15 protein-coding genes and 1 pseudogene are annotated in these 22,482 nt (G+C 40.5%); 7 read left to right on the plus strand and 9 right to left on the minus strand.

The window, feature by feature from the left end; all coding sequences use genetic code 11:
* Window positions 1-6: 6 nt before the first annotated feature.
* Complete coding sequence (locus ALFOR1_RS18205) at window positions 7-1,947, minus strand: tetratricopeptide repeat-containing diguanylate cyclase (RefSeq protein ID WP_165491335.1); 1,941 nt, start codon at window positions 1,945-1,947, stop codon at window positions 7-9.
* Between the two features lie 534 nt (window positions 1,948-2,481).
* Complete coding sequence (locus tag ALFOR1_RS18210) at window positions 2,482-4,137, minus strand: RluA family pseudouridine synthase (protein ID WP_104643953.1); 1,656 nt, start codon at window positions 4,135-4,137, stop codon at window positions 2,482-2,484.
* 296 nt (window positions 4,138-4,433) lie between these two features.
* Between ALFOR1_RS18210 and poxB the strand changes: the two genes are divergently transcribed.
* The 3 genes from poxB (at window position 4,434) to ALFOR1_RS18225 (ending at window position 7,860) form a co-directional block, all read left to right on the plus strand.
* Window positions 4,434-6,158 (plus strand): ubiquinone-dependent pyruvate dehydrogenase, encoded by a 1,725-nt coding sequence (gene poxB / locus ALFOR1_RS18215; protein ID WP_104643954.1) that lies wholly within the window; start codon window positions 4,434-4,436, stop codon window positions 6,156-6,158.
* A 128-nt stretch (window positions 6,159-6,286) separates the two neighbouring features.
* Complete coding sequence (locus tag ALFOR1_RS18220; RefSeq protein ID WP_104643955.1) at window positions 6,287-6,793, plus strand: TetR/AcrR family transcriptional regulator; 507 nt, start codon at window positions 6,287-6,289, stop codon at window positions 6,791-6,793.
* An 11-nt stretch (window positions 6,794-6,804) separates the two neighbouring features.
* The gene (locus tag ALFOR1_RS18225) at window positions 6,805-7,860 is read left to right on the plus strand and encodes an alcohol dehydrogenase family protein (RefSeq protein ID WP_104643956.1); all 1,056 of its coding nucleotides are present in this window, start codon (window positions 6,805-6,807) and stop codon (window positions 7,858-7,860) included.
* Window positions 7,861-7,926: 66 nt separating this feature from the next.
* On the opposite strand, the gene ALFOR1_RS18230 is transcribed toward ALFOR1_RS18225, so the two are convergent.
* The 3 genes from ALFOR1_RS18230 to ALFOR1_RS18240 form a co-directional block, all read right to left on the minus strand.
* Window positions 7,927-9,153: a threonine/serine exporter family protein gene (locus ALFOR1_RS18230; RefSeq protein WP_082660665.1), complete on the minus strand. Its 1,227-nt coding sequence runs from the start codon at window positions 9,151-9,153 to the stop codon at window positions 7,927-7,929.
* 107 nt (window positions 9,154-9,260) lie between these two features.
* Complete coding sequence (locus tag ALFOR1_RS18235; RefSeq protein WP_104643957.1) at window positions 9,261-10,490, minus strand: glycosyltransferase; 1,230 nt, start codon at window positions 10,488-10,490, stop codon at window positions 9,261-9,263.
* Window positions 10,487-11,491, minus strand: coding sequence for a LacI family DNA-binding transcriptional regulator (locus ALFOR1_RS18240; protein WP_104643958.1), 1,005 nt, complete (start codon window positions 11,489-11,491; stop codon window positions 10,487-10,489). Before ALFOR1_RS18240 ends, ALFOR1_RS18235 begins: the two co-directional genes overlap by 4 nt.
* 166 nt (window positions 11,492-11,657) lie before the next feature.
* Between ALFOR1_RS18240 and ALFOR1_RS18245 the strand changes: the two are divergent.
* The 3 genes and pseudogenes from ALFOR1_RS18245 to ALFOR1_RS18255 all read left to right on the plus strand — a co-directional run bounded on the left by ALFOR1_RS18245 (window position 11,658) and on the right by ALFOR1_RS18255 (window position 15,382).
* A pseudogene (locus ALFOR1_RS18245) lies at window positions 11,658-14,120 on the plus strand (S9 family peptidase).
* Between the two features lie 71 nt (window positions 14,121-14,191).
* Window positions 14,192-14,809: a LysE family translocator gene (locus ALFOR1_RS18250; RefSeq protein WP_104643959.1), complete on the plus strand. Its 618-nt coding sequence runs from the start codon at window positions 14,192-14,194 to the stop codon at window positions 14,807-14,809.
* 81 nt (window positions 14,810-14,890) lie between these two features.
* A complete protein-coding gene (locus ALFOR1_RS18255; protein ID WP_104643960.1) occupies window positions 14,891-15,382 on the plus strand; it encodes a DUF2798 domain-containing protein in 492 nt (163 codons plus the stop codon).
* Window positions 15,383-15,422: 40 nt separating this feature from the next.
* Here the strand turns inward: ALFOR1_RS18255 and uvrA are convergent, their stop codons facing one another.
* Window positions 15,423-17,984: an excinuclease ABC subunit UvrA gene (gene uvrA, locus ALFOR1_RS18260; RefSeq protein WP_104643961.1), complete on the minus strand. Its 2,562-nt coding sequence runs from the start codon at window positions 17,982-17,984 to the stop codon at window positions 15,423-15,425.
* Between the two features lie 192 nt (window positions 17,985-18,176).
* Here uvrA and ALFOR1_RS18265 point away from each other — a divergent pair, with 192 nt between their 5' ends.
* Complete coding sequence (locus tag ALFOR1_RS18265) at window positions 18,177-18,587, plus strand: hypothetical protein (RefSeq protein ID WP_058549929.1); 411 nt, start codon at window positions 18,177-18,179, stop codon at window positions 18,585-18,587.
* A 16-nt stretch (window positions 18,588-18,603) separates the two neighbouring features.
* Here the strand turns inward: ALFOR1_RS18265 and ALFOR1_RS18270 are convergent, their stop codons facing one another.
* Genes ALFOR1_RS18270 through ALFOR1_RS18280 form a run of 3 tightly spaced genes read right to left on the minus strand, consistent with a single transcriptional unit; the run spans window position 18,604 to window position 22,310 of the window.
* Window positions 18,604-19,392, minus strand: coding sequence for a LytR/AlgR family response regulator transcription factor (locus ALFOR1_RS18270; protein ID WP_104643962.1), 789 nt, complete (start codon window positions 19,390-19,392; stop codon window positions 18,604-18,606).
* The gene (locus ALFOR1_RS18275) at window positions 19,389-20,429 is read right to left on the minus strand and encodes a sensor histidine kinase (RefSeq protein WP_104643963.1); all 1,041 of its coding nucleotides are present in this window, start codon (window positions 20,427-20,429) and stop codon (window positions 19,389-19,391) included. The genes ALFOR1_RS18270 and ALFOR1_RS18275 overlap by 4 nt, the downstream gene beginning before the upstream one ends.
* A gap of 27 nt (window positions 20,430-20,456) precedes the next feature.
* Window positions 20,457-22,310: a CIA30 family protein gene (locus ALFOR1_RS18280; RefSeq protein WP_104643964.1), complete on the minus strand. Its 1,854-nt coding sequence runs from the start codon at window positions 22,308-22,310 to the stop codon at window positions 20,457-20,459.
* Window positions 22,311-22,482 lie beyond the last annotated feature (172 nt).

Consider the following 22,482-nt stretch of genomic DNA (forward strand, 5'->3'; position numbering starts at 1 on the left):
GTATATTTACGCGATTGCTATTTGGTTTCTGCCATTTTCTTTTGCTTTATACAGCTGTTGGTCTGCATGTTTAATAAGCACATCAAGTGATTTAGAGTGAGTATTACTTATTGCAACACCCACGCTAAAGGTAATGTTTATTTTACTCGGTAAGGCTTCTATTTCACGGCAATATTCAGATAAAGTGAGCGCTAAGTTCTCAAACGTGTCGTTAATTTTATGCTTATCTAATGTATTCAAAACAAACAGCCATTCTTCGCCGCCGTAACGCCCAAATGTATCATTTTCACTTAGCGTATCTTTAGCGGCTTGAGCAAACTTAATCAGTACTAAGTCCCCTGTGTCATGGCCAAATTTGTCATTAATATTTTTAAAGTAGTCTAAATCAACAATCGCAATTGATGCTGGTTTGTTGGCTAACAAATTATCAGCTATTTGCATTACTCCACGGCGGTTTAAACTATTAGTTAGGTAGTCGGTTAACGCAATAGTATGATATTTTTTTCGCTGACGTATTTGGCGGTAAAATAAGAATAACGATACAAGAACTAAAATGAATGCAATGGATGCGCTTAAGCGCCAAATTATTTTTTGTTGGTGTTCTTCGATTGCTTGAAGTTTGTTGATATCTTTTTCGAATTCTAGCTGCGATATCTTGTCTTCTCTTTCTTTTACTTCGAACTTAATTTGGAGTGCTTTTATGTTACTTTCGCTCGTTGCTTCATAGTGCTTTTTTGTATAAACGAGTTTATCTTCGATTGCTTCAAAGGCATCGTCAATGTAGTTCAGCTTTCGCTTAAGCTCATAGCGTTTAGCTAAAAATCGAGCTTTATATATACTACGGGTAAACTTATCTAGATTATTATATACCTCGTCGTTTACTTGATTTGCTTTATCTAATAAGTTTTGTTTAATGTATATATCAGCTAGTAAAATCAATGAGGCAAGGTGCATATCGTGAATGCCAGCAGAGCGGGCAAGTTCAATGTTTTGGTTTACTAGCGTTAACGCTGTGTTGTAATTTCCCTGAAGGTATTGAATGTCAGCAATTGAGTATTGAGCAAATGCTAAACCTTTTTTCATGTTAACTTTCTTAAAATAGCTCAAGGCTTTATTTAACTGTATTAAGGCATTGTTTGGGTCATTAATTTCTAACAACACATTACCTAAACTCCAGTATGCTTTTGCAGTAAAAAGGCCATCGCTTGTTTTTTCGTACGCTTTTACTGCTTTTTTTGCATAGTAAACCGCTTTACTCTTGTCTTTATCTACATCAGTAAGTAAGTGATAAGCATCGGCTATTTTTCTATAAAAATAGCCTTGCGCTGCAAAGTCATTGTTTTTTAAAGCAAGCTCTAAGCCTTCTAGAGCTGCGTTTAAAGTTTTTCTTAACACATCAGTATCTGTGTAGTAGTAAGCTAAAGCGCGAAAAATAATAATTTTTTCGTTATCTGAATGTTGAGGTATTAGTTTTTCAAGCTCTTTTGCAAGGTTTTTTGCAGGTGTTGGATCTTCATTTCTAGCTAAAGATTTTAATTGCGACTCTAAAAATAAAAGGTGCACATCTTTTTGTTCTGTTAGTTGTTTATTACTTAAGTAAAATGCTAAGTGGTGCTTTAAACGCTTGTAGCGTTCTTGTCGAAATAGCAGTTCAGCATACAGCGCAGCAGCCTCTAGGTGAAGCCTCTCCCAGCGTTGCTCTTTGCTTAGCTCAAATGCTTTAGTGAGTTTTTTTTCATTGATTAAGTAATCTAGTTTGTTTGCTCTAACATCGTTAATCAAGTTTTCAGCTTTACTGAAATCCAAAGAACTTAAAAGCGTATTCTCATCACTACTATCAGCAAAACTATACATGCTAATAAATATAAAAAAGCAAATAAGAGCAGCTTTGATCAATACACTGCGTTTAAATTTTTGTATATGCGTATTGTTATTCGTATTTAACATTTATGACTTTTATTATTATTTGTTAAACTTACTATAGCATTACTTTTAAATTATAACTTAATGCTTAATAAGTAATAATATGATTAATCACTAAAATACTAGGTCGTGTGACCTGTTTGATGTGAGTTTAAAGCGGACTGTTTGTTGCTTAGAACAGGGAAAAACCTAAAATGTATAGACATTACACTTAAGTAGGCAATAACGTAGTATAAAAACCCAATGAGTGCTTTTTTTACACAGTGATAGATAAGGAACGACAGAGATATACTAAAAATTATCGTTTTAGTTATAACTACAGCAATAAGCTTATAGAGTATTGCAGGAATCGTTGACGAGATTATTAGGCTGTACTCCTCACTTGTGATTAAACTGTCTTTAGAGAAAAACATTGGAATCTTATAATGGGAGCAAGCCTTAGGGCTCTCTATACCTAAATAAATTTTAATATAAATCTATATTCTAAATTGGTAACGCCGTTAATAAACTAAAGACCTTATAAGTATATTTTCGCACATGTAAAGCGCCTAATAATTATTAGAAATCTGGCGCTACTTCAAACTCTAAGCGTTTAAGAGTTATTGGGTGAGTAAACGCTAAATACTCGGCATGTAAATGGAGTCTATCGGCTTTTTGGCCGTAATGTGTATCCCCAATAATAGGCATATTTAATCCTAAGCTATGGGCGCAGTGAACGCGTAGCTGATGTGTTCGCCCCGTTTTTGGGTATAACTGTAAACGAGTAATATTGTTTTTTCGCTCAAGTACGTGCCAAGTAGTAAGCGAAGGTTTGCCATTTGTATAGCACACCATTTGGCGTGGCTTGTCATCAAAATCGAGCATGAGGGGTAAATTTATCTCGCCGCTATCTTCACTTACATTTCCATCAACCAGTGCAACGTAACGTTTATCAATAGTGCGCTCTATAAACTGTTTTTGCAGGGCTTTATGTACACGTTTATTAAGTGCGATCATCAATAATCCTGAGGTCGACATATCTAAACGATGAACTATTAATGGGCCTGAAGCTTCAGGGAATTGTGTTTTTATGCGCATATAAACAGAGTCATCAATATTTACACCTGGGACCGATAAAAACTCAGCAGGCTTGTTTACCACCAGTAAGTCGTTGTCTTTATAAATAATACTTAACTCTTTTCCGTGGGCTGGGTTTTCAAGTAGCGGATTGGTTTTAACATTTAGGCCTTTTAGCATATGCCCAAGTATTGGTTGGCATTTGCTATAACAAGAAGGGTAGTAATTTTTATGTTGCCTAATGGCTGATTTAGGGGCTGCTCCCCACCAGAACTCACCCATAGCAATGGGTTTTAAGTTATGTTTATACGCATATTGTAATAACTTTGGTGCTGCGCAATCGCCTGCGCCAGAGGGTGGAGTATGCTCTGGCAGCTGTGCAAAAATAGCATTTAGGTCGGTTACTTCTTTATGGGCATTTAAAAACTGATACTGAGCAAAAAGCATTTTTTGTAGATTTTTAGATAGCGTTTTACGGCGCTTTTTTAAATGTTTTACGTTGTCTGTAATTCTGGTTTGAGCGCTCTCTAGCTGTTCTATTTTATTTTGCCAATTAAGCTTAAGCGCTTGTAATTGCTTTTTTTCAACAATGCTTTGCCCGGCTAGTTTATTTTTAAGTTGCTCAAAATTATCCTTGCTTAGTTCGGCTTCGCCTTCAGTTCGCTGCTTTTTACGTACTAATCTTCCGGCCTGCATTAGGGCTTGCTGCGCAAGTAATTGCTCGTTAAACATAGCTTTTGATTCATCAAGCTTTTTATTAATAGCGGTGAGCTCTGCGCTGCTTTCAAGCTCATTAATTTGGCTGTTTATGTCATTAATAATTTTGCTTTGTGCTAAATAACCTTCATCGTTTAGCTGCATATTTGATACCGGTGGCACAAAGTTAATACTGCCTTTATCGCCTTCAATCTGCCCCGAATACGCGCTTAAGAACCCCAGCTGGTTATTTTTGTTTTGCACAACTAACACACCAAACATTTTACCTGCGTTTTCGGCTTTTAAATGTGAGAGTGGTTCTAGCTGTTGTTGCAACTGTGTTGCAGCTGCAATAGTTAGCGGATGCGGCTGATAATAAAAGGGAAAGGTAAATGTTTCTGGAAGCGAAAGCGCATTTATATTTTGTAAAAAGGGGGTAAAGCAAGAAGCTGAGTTTGGCATAAAAATAACACAGAAACATTCAGTAAAATAATTGAGCCAGATAATACCATATTCATAGTTAAGCCACTAAAAATCTCATCTTAGTTTATTCATATATAGTTTAAAGGCGACATTCATGTTTTATGTATCAGTATAGGTGCATGACAATATTTAAACGTATTGTTGTTACTCTATCATTTGTATTTCATGTGTGTCGTTTCTCATTAATTGAGCGCACTTTTAAACGATATTAGTACTGGTAGAGCCCAAAGATAATTCAATTTACAGAATAACTTAACTGTTAGGAGTTCTATATTATGAGTGAAAATATCGCAGGTTTTATCACCAAAACCCTTGAGCAAGCTGGCGTAAAACGAATTTGGGGGGTAACTGGCGATTCACTTAACGGCATTAGTGAAAGCTTACGTAAAATGGGCACAATTGAATGGCTAGGTACGCGCCATGAAGAAGTCGCAGCCTTTGCAGCCGGTGGCGAAGCCCACTTATCAGGTGAACTTGCGGTGTGTGCTGGCTCGTGTGGTCCGGGTAATCTTCATTTAATTAACGGCTTATTTGATTGTCAGCGTAATAATGTACCGGTGTTAGCAATAGCTTCGCATATTCCATCATCAGAGATTGGTAGCAATTACTTTCAAGAAACCCACCCGCAAGAATTATTTAAAGAATGCAGTGTGTATTGCGAAATGGTGTCAAACCCAGAACAAATGCCTTATTTGCTTGAAACCGCAATGCGCCAAGCAATATTAAATAAAGGCGTAAGTGTACTTGTATTACCCGGCGATATTGCATTAAAAGATATACCTAAGGGTATTACTCCTAAGTGGAATGTTCCAAAAAAAGCCACTACTGTTGCTGATTTATCTGATATTAAAGCAATGGCTACGCATCTTAATAAGAGTAAAAAAGTAACGTTGTTGTGCGGTGCAGGCTGTAGAGATGCACATGATGTAATTGTAGCACTTGCCGATAAACTACAAGCACCCATAGTACATGCCATGCGCGGCAAAGAATTTATTGAATACGATAACCCTTATGATGTTGGTATGACCGGATTTATAGGTTTTGCCTCGGGCTATCATGCAATGCAAGAGGCCGATACATTATTAATGATTGGCACGAGTTTTCCGTATCGGGCTTTTTACCCTGAAAATACCACCATATTACAAATTGATAATAAAGCGGCATCACTCGGGCGACACGTTCAAATTGATTGTGGCGTATTAGGCGATACAAAAAATTCAGTGGCCACATTACTTGAGTACATTGAAGGTGAACGCACAGACTCGCACTTACAAAAGAGTGTTAAGCACTATAAAGAATCTCGAAAAGATCTCGATAAACTTGCCAGTGGTAAAACCTCACAAAATTTAATTCACCCGCAATACTTAACGCGTTTACTAAACGAGCAAGCGGCTGACGATGCTGTGTTTACTTGTGATGTAGGCACGCCAACAATATGGGCCGCACGTTATTTATCTATGAATGGTAAGCGGCGTTTAATAGGCTCGTTTAACCATGGTTCTATGGCTAATGCGATGTCGCAGGCAATGGGTGTTCAGTCGGTAGATAGAGACCGCCAAGTAATTGCAATGTGTGGCGATGGTGGTTTTTCTATGTTGATGGGTGATTTAATCTCGCTTAAGCAGCTTAATTTGCCTATAAAAATTGTTGTTTATAATAATCGCTCACTTAGTTTTGTAGCAATGGAAATGAAAGCCAGCGGGTTTTTATCAAGCGACACTGATTTAGAAAATCCAAGTTTTGCTAAAATTGCACAAGCCTGCGGTTTAAAAGGCATTCATGTAAGTGACCCAGACGAACTCCCTTCGGCAATGGATGAGATGATGAATCACTCAGGCCCGGTTGTGTTAGAAGTAGATACTGCAAAGCAAGAGCTTTCGATGCCGCCGCAAATAAAATTAGAGCAAGCAAAAGGCTTTAGTGTTTACATGATGAAAGCGTTAATAAACGGCAAAGGGGATGAAGTCGTCGAACTGGGTAAAACTAATTGGTTACGTTAGTTAAATTGCTTCCTTGTTGAGTCTTTAGGAGCAATAGGGAAGCGTCAAAGTAAACCTCAAATGTTGACCGTGTAGAATGAATGCTCTACCATGTGGGTAGAGTGTTCATTCTACATGGGTTTAATAATATGCTTAAACAAGACATAGCAGCAGCATTAGAGGTGGCCTTCAGCCAATATGGCTTTGCCGAGCCAAGCGTGGCAAAGCTTCAAAAACTCAGTGGTGTGAGTTTACGCACCCTTTATAAATATTACCCTTCAAAACAAGCCATGATCATTGCAGCGCTTGAATACCGCCATACTCGTTATTTACATTTTTTGCTAGAAAATTCACCCAAGCCAGGGGTAGACGCAGTTTTACATATGTTTGATCAGCTTAAATTATGGATGCAAGAGTTTGCACCTAATGGCTGTTTATCAATTAATGCGTTGTCGGCTTTTCCTGAAGATGAAGCAATAAGTAATGCGGTGCAAAATCATAAAAACGAGGTTAGGCAGTTATTAGGTAAGCAAAGCTTAAATACAACAATGGCGAGTGCCTTATTTTTATTGCATGAAGGGGTGTCGAGCGCATGGCCTGTAATGGGCGATGAGGCAGTAATTACAGCAAAGCAAAGTATTTTACAGTTAATTTAAAGGAGCAAACAATGGCAAATTTACCCACTACAATGCATGGCGTACAGCTTACAGGGCATGGCGATTTTGATGTATTAAAGTATGCAACCGATATAGCCGTACCTTCTCTTGCAAGCACCGATGTACTAATAAAAGTAATGGCGGCGGGTGTAAACAACACCGATTTAAATACCCGTTTATCTTGGTACTCTAAACAAGGTGGTGAAAGCGAAGATGCCAGTTGGTCTAGTGAGGCCTTGGTTTTTCCGCGCATTCAAGGTGCAGATGTATGTGGTGTAATTGTAGCCGTTGGTGAAAGTGTTGATAAAAACCGTATTGGTGAGCGTATTTTAGTTGAGCCATGTTTAGTAAAAGCTAACGGCGAAACACTAAAAGCACCGTGGTATTTTGGCTCAGAGTGCGATGGCGGATTTGCACAGTACACTGTAGTTGATTCAATCCATGCTTATACAATTAATAGTCGCTATAGCGATGTTGAGCTGGCGTCTTTTCCGTGCTCATATTCGACAGCCGAAAACATGTTGTACCGCTCAAATCCGCAGCAAGGGCAAACTGTTTTAATAACGGGAGCCTCGGGCGGGGTTGGCTCTGCGGCAGTGCAATTAGCCAAAGCTCGTGGTGCTAATGTTATTGCAATTACTAGCAAAAGTAAGGCGCAGCAGTTAAAAGATTTAGGTGTCGATAAGGTTATATTTCGTGAAGACGATTTAATTCAAGCCTTAGGTAAAAACAGTGTTGATGTAGTTATTGATCTAGTAGCTGGCGATCAATGGCCAAAGCCGCTAGAAGTGTTAAAACCTAAAGGGCGTTATGCGGTATCGGGCGCTATTGGCGGGGCATTAGTTGAGCTAGATATACGTACTTTGTACTTAAAAGACTTAACGTTTTTTGGCTGCACAGTGTTAGAGCCAGAGGTATTTAAAAGCTTAGTTAACTTTATTGAGCAAGAAAAAATTAAGCCTATTGTGGCAAAAACATTTCCTCTTACTGAAATAGTGACGGCGCAGCAAGTGTTTGCGCAAAAACAGCACGTAGGAAAAATTGTTTTAACAGTATCGCACGGCTAATAGCATTATGAATAATAAAGCCCGTTACTTTTTAAGGTAACAGGCTTTTTGTTTATAGGTTTGTGCTTACAAACTCTTTTTAGGCGGAAGAGCCACGTTTGCAAATATTAGCCCTGCTACTAGCGACATAAATATTAAAAACGTTTGCTGGCCAATATGCTCTGCGTATACAAAGTCTTGGCCTTCAATCAGTGAGTTTAAGCCAATATAGGTTTTGCTACCAGGCACTAATACAATTAAGCCTTGCATGGCAACAATTGAAGCTGGCGCATTAGCAACACGATTAAATAAGTTACTAAATATACCTACCGATAAAGCCCCTACAAACGTACCTAACGTGTAATCTAGGTACATAGCAGAACCAATACTTGTGCCGTAAGCTATAAAACCTGATGCAATAGACCAACCCGCATGCTTAATTTTAGTTCTAAATATAACAACTAAGCTGCTACAAAGCAGGAGTATAGCTAGCCATGCTGTCCATTTAGGAAGAGGCTCTGGCTGCACAAAGTCTGCTTGGCCAAACATGGCAAAGCCAATACCTATGCCAATAAAGGCACCAAAGTACAGTTTAAATAGCAGCATAAACGAGTCCATAACTCGCGCAGTTCCCGACACTAAATGCCTAGCTGCAAGCTCGGCTAAACCAAGCGCCAGTGCAAGGCCAGGTATAAATACAATAATGGCCGAAAGCACCACTAAACGTATATTAATTTCAGGGGTTATGTACACACTTACCGCACAGGCTAATACAGCTGAAATAATAGCAACAAGTGGCTCAAGCATATGTGCAACACGTTTAGAGCGTGTAGACCAAAGTACAAATACATAAACTACTAATGTAAGCAGCGATGACCACATAACATCAGTCCAACTTGTGCCCATTAGCATTGCAAATGCACCACCAGAGGTTGCAAAGGCAACTCCTGTAACAAGTTTATTGTACGGGTTTGGCATATCGTAAATAGCATCAAGCTGAGCGTCGACTTCTTGCAAACTTAGCTTGTCGTCAAGCATTTGATTTACTAAATCGTCGGTGTCGGCAAGTGAGCCTAAATCGTGATCGCCAGGATCAACTCGTGCTACGTGTGTGTATTCGTCTTCGTGGCCGTCGGTCCAAATTACAAACGTTACAGAGGTTGGCGACATAACAAACGACGATTTAAGTCCTAAGTAGGTAGCCACTTCCATTAGATGAGCTTCTAGGCGGTAAGCAGGCGTACCATACTTGTGAAGCATTTTACCTAACTTAACGATAAATTTGCGTTTTTCTGTGAAGGTTGCAGTTTTCAAATCTTATTTAGGCCAGTGTGTAAATAAATTAGCTAAAAGTATAGGCTAAAACGCCCATTTGTAATGGGCGCGATTTTAAACACAAATCTATAAGAGTCTAGTCATTTTTAATCTAATTTTTTATTTTTTTCTGCTATCCATTGCGCCATATATTGCGTGCTTCGCATTGTATGATGTTTGAGCATTTGTCCGGTGAAGTTTTTTTCCCTATGGGCTGCTAAATCGCTGCTTATTGCATCTATTTTATTAATGAGCGCGGCGCTTAATTTTACTTTGTCGTACAGGGTGTTAAGTAGCGTATTGCCAGCTTGCTGAGCGTGTTCAAAATCAGTTTGATTGTTATAAAGCTCAACGGCTGCATTTGCAAAATCTTCGGTATTATTGGCCACTATACCAGACCATGGTAAATCGTTATGCATACCCTCTGCTCCAATGCTGGTGGTAACGCTGGGTGTTTGCATTATCATGGCTTCAAGTAACTTACCTTTTATACCTGCACCAAAACGAAGGGGCGCTAAACATACGCGCGCGCTTTGCATTACATCATAGGCGTTATCGGCCCAGCCTTTTATTAAAAACCCATTTTTAGGGCTATTAAGTGCTGTGGCTTTTGGTGGCGGGTAAGAGCCATAAATATGTAGCTCGGCTTTTGGCAGTTGCTTACGAATTAATGGCCATATTTTTTGTAAGTACAGCACGGCATCCCAGTTTGGGGCGTGTCTAAAATTACCTATGGTCATAAAGTGTGCGCGTTCATCAAAGCTTTTTGTGGTTTTGGGCAATGCGCTTAAATCGACCATAAACGGTAAGTGGTGTAATAAGCTTGGCTCTACTTTAAACACACTGTTTAGTAAGCTCATTTCAAAGCTTGAAATAATTAAGCTGAGGTCGCAGCGCAAAATAGCCGCTATTTCGCGTTTTGCAATATCTGAATGTAAGTCGCTGGTGGTAAACTCGCGCTCGCCTTTGTGTGCTTCGTGGCGTGCATTACGTAGGCATTGTAAATCTTCAGTATCGAGAATTTTAACGGCATTGGGGCAATGCTTATCTACGCGCCAACCAAATTGCTCTTCCATCATAAAGCGGTCAAACATCACTATATCTGGGTTATAGGCTTTAACGTATTCGTCAAAGCTTTCGCAGTTTAGGGCAATGCTTTGGCTTGTTATACCGTAGTCGTCTAGGTTACCCATGTGCTCGGTACGCTGCGCCGGGGTTGCAAATTCAACCTCCCAGTTTTGCGCTTTGAATGCATTTAATAACGACATCATGTGCGTTCCCGCAGCAGATGAATTTGGCTCTGGCCATACGTAGCCAATTACCAGCACTTTTTTCATTGGCTAGAATCTCTAATTTGTAAGTTTACATTTACCAGCGTTTTAACTGGAGGGGTTGTATTTTGTAGCAGCTCTTGCACAACTAAAAAGCTACGCTTTGCTATTTCATCGGTATTAATAACCACCGTACTTAAGCTGCAAGGCATAACACTGTAGTTAGGTAAGTGATGGCAGCTAACTACTTTTATAGTTTGATTTGCTGGCAAGTTAAGCGAATGTATTGCTGCTATAACACCTTGTGCAATTATATCGTTTGCGCATACCACAGCATTTAATTGTGGGTTTTGTTTGTAAGTGTTTAAAAATGTATTTTTAGCACTAAGCGCTTGATTGTGCGAGCACGCTATGGCCGTTAAAGGCGTTATGCTGTGCTGCGAACAAGCAGTATTAAAGCCACTTTGTAATGCTAAAGATTCGCTCATTGTGAGCTCACAGCCTATAAAAGCGATGTTTGAAACACCTTGAGCGAGTACGTGCATTGTTGCTACGTGGCTGGCTTTTTTGTAATCGGGCAGTACGCAAGGCGCAGCGCTAAAAGGGACTTCGCGCATTAAGGTAATAACGTTGTGCTTCGCGCTTTGTGTATCAAGCCATTTGGCACAGGTATTTGCTACAGGGCAAATAATAAAAGCAGCTGCGTTATATTCTTTTAGGTTTTTTACTGCGCTTGTTTGTAGCTCGAGGTTGTTATTAGTGCTTACTATCATGGCTTGTAAGCCACTTTCGTTTAGCGTTTTTTCAAGGCTTGTAGCAAGCTCAGCCATTAAAGGGTTGGTTAAATCGTTTATTATAATGCCAATTAAATTTGAACGTTTTGAGCGCATTGCGGCCGCATCGCGGTTATAAACGTAACCGAGTTCATCAATCGCTTTTAATATTTTTTGTCTGCTTTTATAGCCTACTTTTTCGCTTTTGGTAAGTAGCAAAGACACGGTTGATTTTGATACACCAGCACGCTTAGCAACATCAATAATAGTGACCGATTTAGCTGTGTTTTGCATTGTGTTTTGTGCGCCGCAGTGGTGAATAAATAGCGCTGCAGTGTAGCGTATTTAGGGTTATTAAGTCACCTTTTACACGTGCTTAAGTTACCTTAATGCTTTATGAACATAGCAAAACGTGTTTATATACGCCTATAACAGTAAAAAATAACAAAAGGATAAAAACATGAACGCTTTTAGGCTGTTAGTTGCCTTTATTTGTTGTGTTGCATTACTGCCAACAAGCCAAGCAGAGCAAGGCTATCAAACACCATCACCTGAGCTTGCAGCTTTGGTTGACGCTAAATTAGCACCCACTAGTTACTTATCAAGCGATGGCCAGTGGCTAGCGCTTTTTGAACGAAAACGTGTTGTAACACTTGATGAACTTGCAAAAGAAGAGCTTAAACTGGCGGGTATTAAGCTTAATCCGGCTAACTTTTCGCGTTCACGTGTTAGCGCAAAATACAGCGCAGTTGAGCTAAAGCACGTGCAAAGCGGCACGGTTATTAATATTAATAACTTACCAAGTGGTATTATTCGCTCGCCTAAATGGTCATCAAACAGTAAGTATTTAGCGTTTATTGTTGAGCAACAAAGCCAAGCAAATTTATGGCTTTACAGCGTTGAGAGCAAACAAGCGCAACAGCTTTCAAGTGCTGCACTAAACTCGGTTTTAACGTCGTCACCTTATAAATGGCTACCCGATAGCAGCGCAATTGTTGCAAACCTTGCGGTAAATATTGATAAGCCAAGGCTTGAAAATAACAGCCAAAGTGTAGTGCCTGTTATTCAACAAAGTACCGGTGAAAAAGCGCCTGCGCGTACGTATCAAAATTTACTAACGAGCCCGTTTGACGAAGCGCAGTTTAAATTTTATGGCCAAGGGCAGTTAGCCTACATTACGCTTGATGGCAAAGCCCAAGCTATTGGTAGCCCAGCATTATTTAAATCGTTTTCGGTATCGCCTGATTCAACTAATATTTTAGTTGCGGGTATTAATGAGCCTTTTTCATATCAAGTACCTTACAGCCGATTTGCAAGCACGTGGCAAATATGGGGAATGCGCGGCTATGCATTAGCAGAGCTTGCAAAGCAGCCTCTTGCCGATAACATTCCACAAGGCTACGACAGCGTACGCACAGGCCGACGTGATTTTGAATGGCGAACCGATCAGGGCGCTGAAGTTATTTGGGTCGAGGCGCAAGATGGCGGCGACATGAAAACCGATGTTAAGCACCATGATTACATTTACAGCTTACGTGCCCCCTTTAAACGCGAGCCTAAATTATTTGCTAAGGTAGAAAGGCGCTTTGCAGGTATTGAGTGGGGCAACGAAAACGTAGCCATGCTTATAGATTGGCGCTTTAGCGACCGCCAAGTACGCACTTTTGTTATTCAACCACGTAATGCCGATAACAACCGCGTGCTGTTTTCAGAGCGTAGTTATAACGATGCTTACAAAGACCCAGGTAATGCTATTTACGAGCGTAACGATTTAGGCGCTAACGTAATTAAAATTGTAGGCGGGCGCTATATTTACCTGCGTGGCAATGGTGCATCTGAGCAAGGTAATATTCCGTTTTTAGACAGATATGATGTAAAAACAAATAGCAGCAAGCGTTTATGGCAATCTAAAGCGCCTTATTACGAGCGCGTACGTGCATTGCTTGATGACGAAGGCGAGCGCTTTATTACAGTTCGTGAGTCTAAAACTGAGCAGCCTAACTTTTTTATTCGTGATTTAGATAACGATACAATGACCCAATTAACTAATTTTGCTCATCCGTACCCTGCATTTAAAGGCGTAACTAAAGAGCAATTACGTTATAAACGCGATGACGGCGTAGAGCTTTCGGGCACGTTATATTTACCACCAGGGTATGTTAAAACTCAAGGCCCGTTACCTGTGCTTATGTGGGCTTACCCTCTTGAATACAAAGATAAAGCAGTAGCATCGCAAGTTCGCGAGTCGCCTTATGCATTTACTTACATTGGCTATTGGGGCCCAATGCCTTACCTTGCTAAAGGTATTGCCGTGTTTGACGACCCTAAAATGCCTATTGTAGGTGTTGATGGCAGCGAGCCAAACGATAACTTTAGAAAGTAGTTAGTATCAAGTGCGCAAGCAGCTGTTGATGTATTAGTTAAAAAAGGCATTGCTGATAAAAACAAAATAGCCATAGCAGGGCACTCATACGGTGCATTTATGGTTGCTAACTTGTTGGCTCATACTGATTTATTTAAAACCGGTATTGCCCGAAGTGGTGCTTACAACCGTACATTAACGCCGTTTGGTTTTCAGGGCGAAGAACGTGATTTTTGGCAAGCACAAAGTGTATACGCTAATATGTCGCCGTTTTTCCATGCTGAAAAAATTAACGAGCCAATGCTAATGATCCACGGTCAAGAAGACCCTAATTCGGGCACTTTCCCAATGCAAAGTGAGCGTATGTACGCAGCCCTAAAAGGTTTAGGTAAAGATGCTCGCTTAGTTATGCTTCCTTATGAGGCACATGGTTACCGCGCACGTAAAAGCTTATTACACGTACTGTGGGAACAAGAGCAGTGGCTAGATAAGTATTTGTTAAATGATACAGCAGAGCCTGTAGAAGTAATTACTGAACCAGTGGTAAGTACTGGGCAATAGTAATAAACATAAGCAAGCAACAACGCGGCTACTTATAGCCGCGTTTTTGTTTTTAATACGAGAGTAAATTAATGATTGATGTAGCAGCGCTTGCGGTTTTTATACCAACGTTCTTTTTTGTGTCTATTACTCCAGGTATGTGTATGACCCTTGCCATGTCACTTGGCATGAGCATCGGCGTGCGCCGCACATTATGGATGATGATAGGTGAGCTATTAGGCGTAGCAACCGTTGCCGTTGCTGCGGTACTCGGTGTTGCAAGTGTAATGCTAAATTACCCAGATGCATTCGCTATTTTAAAATGGGTAGGCGGCGGGTATTTAATTTATATCGGCGTAAATATGTGGCGCGCTAAAGGAAAAATGTCGATTAATACACAAAGCCCAAGCGATGTAAGTCGCCAGTCGCTTTTTACGCAAGGCTTTGTAACTGCCATTGCAAACCCTAAAGGCTGGGCGTTTATGATCTCACTATTGCCGCCGTTTATTAGTGTACAGCACGCAGTAGCCCCACAACTTTTAGTGCTTGTTTTAGTCATTATGGTAAGCGAATTTGTATGTATGCTTGCCTATGCAACAGGCGGTAAAAGCCTGCGCTTGTTTTTAGCGCGTGGTGACAATATTAAATGGATGAACCGTATTGCTGGTAGCTTAATGGGACTAGTTGGAATTTGGCTTATTTTTGGTTAGTTCAAAAAACTAGTTGATATTATCAATTAATTTGTTATAGTTGATGTTGTCATCTATCTAGCGCTTAAGGCATACCCAAAAATGAGTACATCTGTATCAGTAAATCCAGAAATGGTTGAGCCTAAAAAAACACCTGTAATTTATAAAATACTGGTTATGATAAGTATTATTGCTTTAATCGGCGGTACGCTAACTGGTATTATGACTTATGTGAATGTAGGGGTTACAGAGCGGTTTTATGCAGATTGGTTTACCTCGTTTATAAGTGCAGTGCTGGTAATGGCGCCTATTGGTTTTGTAATGATGACCTTAATGCATAAGCTAGTTAATAAGTTATTGCCTAGTAGTAGCGAGCTAAAACGTAATTTAGTGATTAGTGTTTTTATGGCGCTTACCATGGAGTCGCTAATGGCGTTTGTAACCGCTACTAACAATATTGGCTATGCAGATATGCGTTTATTTTTAAATGGTTGGGCTGAAGGGCTTCTTGCTGCACTGCCTATAGGCCTTACTATAATGTTAATAATGTCGGTTACTGTAAAGCCCAAATTAGAGCGTTTTTTAAAAAGTTAACAAAAAGAGCCTGTAGCTCTTTTTGTTAGTTAGCTAAACACTAAATTGCGCTATTCAAAAACGGTGCAGTACGGCTTTTTGTAGATTGCGCCACCTCGTTTGGTTTACCTTGTGCAACTATTACTCCGCCTTCGTCGCCGGCTCCTGGACCAATATCAATAATCCAATCACTGTTACTGGCAACTTGCATATCGTGCTCAACCATAATTACGGTGTTGCCCGCATCAACTAAGCCATTTAACTGCGCCATTAGCATGGCTACATCTTTAGGGTGCAGGCCAGTGGTTGGTTCATCTAAAATATAAAGCGTATCGCCGCGCTGCGTACGTTGTAGTTCAGTGGCAAGCTTTATGCGCTGGGCTTCACCGCCCGAAAGCTCAGTAGCAGGTTGGCCTAAACGTAAATAGCCAAGGCCCACTTGTAAGAGCGCATTTAGCGCACGTAAAATAGCGGGTTCATCGGCAAAAAACGTATGCGCAGACTCAACGGTTAAATTAAGTACATCGGCAATGGTTTTATCTTTATAGGTAATGTCGAGTGTTTTTTGGTTGTAGCGCTTGGCGTTACACACAGGACAAGGCGAATACACGCTAGGTAAAAATAACAGCTCCACGCTTACAAAGCCGACGCCTTCGCAGTTGTCGCAGCGACCTTTTTTAACATTAAACGAAAAACGACCTGCATCGTATTTACGCGCTTTTGCCTCTTTGGTATTGGCAAATAATTTACGTACGTGATCGAACAAACCAGTGTAAGTAGCAAGGTTTGAGCGAGGCGTGCGGCCAATGGCTTTTTGATCAACCGTTATTAGGCGCTTTATATGCTCAAGGCCCTCGGTAATTTTGCCATGGGTTGGTGTTTGGAGTTCTTGATCAAGCAAGTCGGCTTCATCGGTAGGCATTGGCGGCGGCGTTTTTTGTCCTAAAGCATCTTGAATAAGCTCGACTAAGGCTTGGCTTACTAAGCTTGATTTACCTGAGCCAGAAACCCCCGTAACACTTGTAATAACCCTAAGCGGAAATTCGGCACTGATGTTGTGTAAATTGTTGCGCTCAATACCACTTAGCTTAAGCCAGGCTGCTGGCGTACGTTGTGTTTGATGATTTGGCTTTGCGTTATTGTTATGTTTAAAAAGATATTGACTTGTATGTGAGTTGCTCATTTGCTCTAAGCCTTCAATTGGGCCGCTGTAAACAATATTACCGCCATGCGAACCCGCATTTGGCCCTACATCAACCACCCAATCGGCGTGGCGAATAACACTTGTATCGTGCTCCACCACAAATACTGAGTTACCAGCCGCTATTAGCTCATCTAGGGCGCTTAAAAGTGCTTGCGTATCGGCTGGGTGTAAACCTGCCGAAGGTTCATCTAGCACATACACAACACCAAATAATTTTGAGCGAATTTGCGTTGCAAGCCGCAAGCGTTGTAATTCCCCAGCTGATAACGATGGCGTAGTACGCTCAAGCGATAAATACCCTAAACCAAGCTCAGTGAGTGCTTCTACGCGTTTGATAATGTCGCCTGCTATACGCTTTGCAACTATGGCTTTCTCGGGATTTGCAGCGTTACTTCTAGCGGGGTTACTAGCGGCAAACCTTAATTTATCTGCCAGCTCATTGAGCGTTAATTGTGAAATTTCACCTATATCAAGGCCCGCTACTTTAACCGATAACGACTCTTTTTTAAGCTTTTTACCTTCGCACTGCGGGCATTGTGATATTTGCATATACTGCGACACGCGCTTTTTAGTACGTGGGCTTTGAGTGCTCGCAAACGATTGTAAAACAAAGCGTTTAGCACTTGTAAATGTACCCATGTAGCTAGGGCTTTCTTCATTTTTAATAGCTGCTTGCGTTTGCTCAAGCGTGTACTCAGGAAACACCGGCACCGTAGGTGTTTCGTCGGTAAATAAAATCCAATCACGGGCTTTTTTAGGCAGGGTATTCCACGGTTTATTAATATCGTAGCCTAGCGAGGTGAGAATACGGCTTAGGTTTTTACCTTGCCAAGCCGGCGGCCATGCTGCAATAGCGCGCTCTTTAATTGATTTAGTGGGGTCGGGCACTAGTAGCTCTTCGGTTACGTTAAATACGCGGCCAATACCGTGGCACTTTGGGCAGGCGCCTTGCGGCGTATTAGGCGAAAACGCATCGGCGTACAGTATGCCTTGCCCTTCGGGGTATTCGCCTGCGCGTGAGTAAAGCATTCGCAGCGCGTTAGAAATAGTGGTTACACTACCCACCGATGAACGTACCGAGGGCGCACCACGCTGTTGTTGTAATGCAACCGCTGGTGGCAGCCCTTCAATCGAATCTACATCAGGCTCGTCTACCTGATCGATTAATCTGCGTGCATAAGGGGATACCGAATCAAGATAGCGGTGCTGCGATTCGGCAAATAATGTTCCAAAGGCGAGCGATGATTTACCCGAGCCTGATATACCGGTAAAAACAACAAGTGAATTACGGGGAAGATCTACATCCACATCTTTTAAGTTATGAACACGCGCGCCTCTTACTTGAATGCTGTGCTCTGGGTTTAATAAAGCCGATTGCGCGTTACTAAGCTCATGTAACTTTTTAGGTGTAGTTGCCATTTAATTTACTCCTGTTTAAAAACCGTGTGTTTATTAACGTGCCGCAAAGTATTAATACTAATGCGGTGACACTGAATGAGCGCTTAGCCTGTTTATTGGGTTTTTAATAGGGTGTTTACATAATAGGTAAAAACTGCGAGTATAAATTTCAATCAAGTATTCAAGCATCTAAATTTAAAAGGAAGTTTAATTGTGGCAAAAATTGTAGTTAGCTTTTTATTTTTATTAGTACTTTGCGCCAATGTGTTTGCAGCGCAAAATAATGTATTGAACGTTGACCGAGCCATACCAAATAGTATGCACTTGTCGTTTCCAAACGATAATAATATAACGCCTAAAAAGTCTGACTTTTCAATTTTAAACTATGTACTTATGAGTAACGAAGAAGGGGAGCGCTGGGCGGTTATTACCCTTACAAATTTAGCCTCTGGCAAGCGTGAACTTAATCAGGAGCATTTATTAGCGTTGTTTGCAGATGGCAGCAGGCTAACCCCAAGTGATTTTAAACTAGGCTTTAATGGCGACCAAACACAGTCGGTAACTGTATCGTTTGCTGAGCATAAGTTTCCTATTTTAAGTGTATATTCGAGCAATGATCAGTAACACATTTTTAGATAAGTTAAATGTGTAGTAATTGCTTTAGTTTATCGGCACCGGCTCTGCTGGTGCTTAGTTCAGATTTAATATCATCATTTACAATCACCATTAGCTTGCCGTTAAACCAGCGCTGTATTTCTTTTATGTGGTCAATATTAACCAAATAACTGCGATGAATACGCACAAAGTTGTGCGCGGCTAGGGCGTGTTCAAGCTGATCGAGCGTGTCGCTCAAATGATTAAACGTTTCTCCATTCCACGCTAAGCTATTTCCTTGCTCTGATTTAATAAATTTAATATCGCTTGGGGAAAGTAAAAATATGCGCTCACCACTTTTACTAACCAGTTTGTTTAATGAACTTTCGGTAATTGTAAAAGCGGGTTCACCTGCGCAGCTAGTTACATGAGTGTGCGCTCGTTGTTGCTCTAATTGCTGCTGCGCTTTGGCTAACGCTTTTTTTAATCGTGCAATTGGAAAAGGTTTGAGTAAATAGTCAGTTGAGGCGTGCTCAAATGCTTCAATCGCAAATTGGTCGTACGCGGTGGTGTAAATAATAATGGGTTGGTAGTTAAGTAAATCAATAAGTTCAAGGCCATTAATTTCAGGCATTTGAATATCAAGCAATACCACATCAGGAGTCAGCTCATTAATTAATGCAATGGCCTCTTTGCCATTTGTGGCTATGCCTACCACGTCAACATGCTCCATTAAGCTTAATTGATGGCTTAATTTTTCGCGAGCAGGAAGCTCGTCATCGGCAAACATTATGCGCATTTTAGTCGTTTTATTTGGCAGGTTTATATTGTTCATAACGCTAGCTCCAGCGTAACAACAGCACCATTATCATTACTGAGCAATACTTTACTTTGTCCAAGTTGATTAACGCGTAGCATAATGTTTTTCATCCCTATACCTTTTCCGTAGCCACATTTTAATACATCGTCAGTAAAGCCTTTTCCGTTGTCGCTTATCACAATTTTTACCCCGTTAGATAGTTCACTCAGGGTAATATTAAGTGTGAGTGAGGTTTGTTTAGCATTGTGCTTAATTGCATTTTCAATAATAGGTTGAATAAGAAGAGGTGGTAGCGTTTTGTTTTTAAGGCTATTGGGAATGTGGTAATTAACCTTAAGCTTATCGCCAAAGCGTGCCTTTTCAATATTAAGGTACTTTTCTATTATGGTAAGCTCTTGCTGTAAAGGTATTTGCTGTTGCTCTGCGGTATCAAGCGAGTACCTTAAAATATCAGCGAGTTCATGCAGTACTTCATCGGCTAAGTCGGGTTTTGTGTGTATGTAAGCGGAAATTGTATTTAAGCTATTAAACATAAAGTGAGGGTTTAGCTGGTATCGCAATGTAGCAAGTTGAGCTTGTTTAAGCGCGTGCTTTTCGGCTGTTACGCGTTTTTTGCTTTCAATAAAAATACTGGTGAAGTAAATACACGAGCCCCAAAGTAAGCCGTTAAATACTACAAATATCCCCATTGATTTATGCCCATCAAAAAGTAGTGTGAGCACTATATCGGTAAGCACATTACCGAGGGCCATAAATACAACGGCAATTAACCATTCAAGTACTATTTTATTAATGTGCTTATTGCGCAGGAAAAAAATAACGGCTGCCGCACTCCATACCGGAACCCAATAAAAAGTAATAAACCACACGGTTGCGGCGAGTGCACTGCCGCCTGTTAAGGGCGCAGAGTTAGCAATTATCAGCCCAAGGGCGTAAGCAATATCAACAATAAGTAGAATAAAAAAGCTGTATTTGTAAAAAGGATGTTTGAGCATAATAGGTGCTTCTTTTTGTAAGTGATTAAACCATAACAAAAAACAGTCAAAACCCAAAGATTTTGTGTTTTGACTGTTACTTATTTAAAAGTAAGTTAGCTTATTGATTTGTAGTGTGTTTTTTAACGGCTCGTTGCTTGCGCCTGGCATTTTACGCCACATTAAGTTAACCCCAGTTAATTCTGTTGCCGACCACGTAACGGGGCTACCAAACCCAAACTGTTTAAATGTAGTGAAAGGAATATCAAGCGTAGTCCACTCATCGCGGGGTTTTAAAAGTACACTAAAGTGATCCCAATCTTTTACATCACTATGATAAACAGACATAGCAAAAGGTGTAGTTGAGCCTTTATAGGTTAAGCGAATACCTTTAAATGCTGAGGCATCAGCCGGTGACGAAAACTTAATTTCAGCGCCTGCCCATGCACCAAAGCTGGTAGGCTTTGTAATGGTTGTATCAATAGTTAAGCTATTTTTATGCGTGGTAAGCGTTGCAACAGACTGCCCACCCATTACCGAATCGCTCATAGCTTGCCATGGTGTATCACCGGTAAAATCATCAATACTATGCAGTGCTTGGCTGCTTTTAACTTCTTCATTGCAGGTAGGGCCTTGTGGTGTAATGGCCTTGTTTTGAGCAATAAGCGCTGAGCGGTCTACTTTTAAACCTGTTTTATACACCTGTGAGATAGTGTGAATATGATTTATATCACTAAGTGGGTTTTGTTTAAGCAGTACAAAACTTGCCTCAAAACCTTTAGTAAGTTTGCCAATGCTCCCGGCTTTATTAATCGCTTTTGCGCCGTTAACCGTTGCTGCGTTAATTATTTCACCATTAGTTAGGCCTGCTTTTCTAAGTGCATCTAACTCGTTGTGTAACCCAGTACCGTGTAGCGTGTAAGGGTTTCCGGCATCAGAGCCTGTGCCAATAGTGATATTAGCTTTATGTAGCTTTTGTATATTTGCATAAGCTGTTTTACGCTCATCCCACGCGTGCTCTTTCCATTTTGAAGGTGCAGGCACCTTTTCAAACAAACAGCCTTGAAGCTTTTCAGGAATGGTTTTTAGTAACTCGCTTTGTGAGCTAATAGTATGGTTATGCTTTTCATCGCTATGATTGTGGTACACGGCGAGGGTAGGAATGTAAGTTACGTTATGATCTTTCATTAGCGTAATAAATTCATCGTCAATCGCTTCGCTATTAATACCGTGCGCTAAAGCCGTTGCACCGGCTTTGATAGCACGTTTAGCATCATTTAATGTAGAAACATGCACAAAATACGGTAAATTAGCGGCTTTAGAGCGCTTACCTAGCTCCGCCAGTTGGCTATCAGTTAACGATTTACCTATACCGCCAAAGGTTTCAATAACCGCTTTAGTTACATGTGGCTTAGTGCTTATATGTTTTTGCCACAGCGCTGCTATGTCTTCATCTTTTGCAATTTCGTATGCTTGGCCGCCAAACTGCGTGCCATGCCCGCCAGGGTTGGTAAACAAAGTCCCCGCATAAAAAAGGTTAGGGGTTAGTTGGGCTGCTTTTAATTGCGCAGCTTCGTTTAGGGTTTGTTCAAATGAAAACAAATCAACAATATTAGTTACGCCTAAATACAAATTAGAATTAAAGTGCGACTTAACCGGCAAATACTGAAACTCAGTAAAGTTACTGCCCGATGAGCCTAAATGTACATGTAAATCAATTAAACCGGGTATTGCATACTGGTTGTTGGCGTTAATTGTTTTATCTGCGTTTTGTTGTGGGTCAGTCGCTTTAGTAATGCTTACAATTTTGCCCTCATCAATATATAGCGAACTTGGTGCAGAAAAGCTTTGCGAACTACTTTGGTACAAACGAATGTTATCGACTCGCAGGTCAATGGCGTGAGCACTAAAGTGGCTTGCAAAACTCAGTGCTATAACTGTTTTTGTAATAATGTTCATGACTGTATTCCTTATCAAAAAAATAGGTGTTTGGCGTTTTGTTGATAAGAAAGTTAGCGACTTTTATAACTTGCTTCATTAATGTTTATCTGAATCGACATTATTGGCAGTTGAACCGACACAAAAGTAAATAAGCGTTGTGGTAGGAGAAATTAACTTTATTGTATTACTT

This window comes from Pseudoalteromonas carrageenovora IAM 12662, from assembly GCF_900239935.1.
Classification (GTDB): domain Bacteria; phylum Pseudomonadota; class Gammaproteobacteria; order Enterobacterales; family Alteromonadaceae; genus Pseudoalteromonas; species Pseudoalteromonas carrageenovora.

What these genes read in the sequence shown, in the direction of transcription:
- ALFOR1_RS18205 (WP_165491335.1), bottom strand. Translation starts at nt 1,947, where the DNA reads ATGTTAAATACGAATAACAATACGCATATACAAAAATTTAAACGCAGT.
- ALFOR1_RS18210 (WP_104643953.1), bottom strand. Translation starts at nt 4,137, where the DNA reads ATGCCAAACTCAGCTTCTTGCTTTACCCCCTTTTTACAAAATATAAAT.
- poxB (WP_104643954.1), top strand. Translation starts at nt 4,434, where the DNA reads ATGAGTGAAAATATCGCAGGTTTTATCACCAAAACCCTTGAGCAAGCT.
- ALFOR1_RS18220 (WP_104643955.1), top strand. Translation starts at nt 6,287, where the DNA reads ATGCTTAAACAAGACATAGCAGCAGCATTAGAGGTGGCCTTCAGCCAA.
- ALFOR1_RS18225 (WP_104643956.1), top strand. Translation starts at nt 6,805, where the DNA reads ATGGCAAATTTACCCACTACAATGCATGGCGTACAGCTTACAGGGCAT.
- ALFOR1_RS18235 (WP_104643957.1), bottom strand. Translation starts at nt 10,490, where the DNA reads ATGAAAAAAGTGCTGGTAATTGGCTACGTATGGCCAGAGCCAAATTCA.
- ALFOR1_RS18240 (WP_104643958.1), bottom strand. Translation starts at nt 11,491, where the DNA reads ATGCAAAACACAGCTAAATCGGTCACTATTATTGATGTTGCTAAGCGT.
- ALFOR1_RS18250 (WP_104643959.1), top strand. Translation starts at nt 14,192, where the DNA reads ATGATTGATGTAGCAGCGCTTGCGGTTTTTATACCAACGTTCTTTTTT.
- ALFOR1_RS18255 (WP_104643960.1), top strand. Translation starts at nt 14,891, where the DNA reads ATGAGTACATCTGTATCAGTAAATCCAGAAATGGTTGAGCCTAAAAAA.
- uvrA (WP_104643961.1), bottom strand. Translation starts at nt 17,984, where the DNA reads ATGGCAACTACACCTAAAAAGTTACATGAGCTTAGTAACGCGCAATCG.
- ALFOR1_RS18270 (WP_104643962.1), bottom strand. Translation starts at nt 19,392, where the DNA reads ATGAACAATATAAACCTGCCAAATAAAACGACTAAAATGCGCATAATG.
- ALFOR1_RS18280 (WP_104643964.1), bottom strand. Translation starts at nt 22,310, where the DNA reads ATGAACATTATTACAAAAACAGTTATAGCACTGAGTTTTGCAAGCCAC.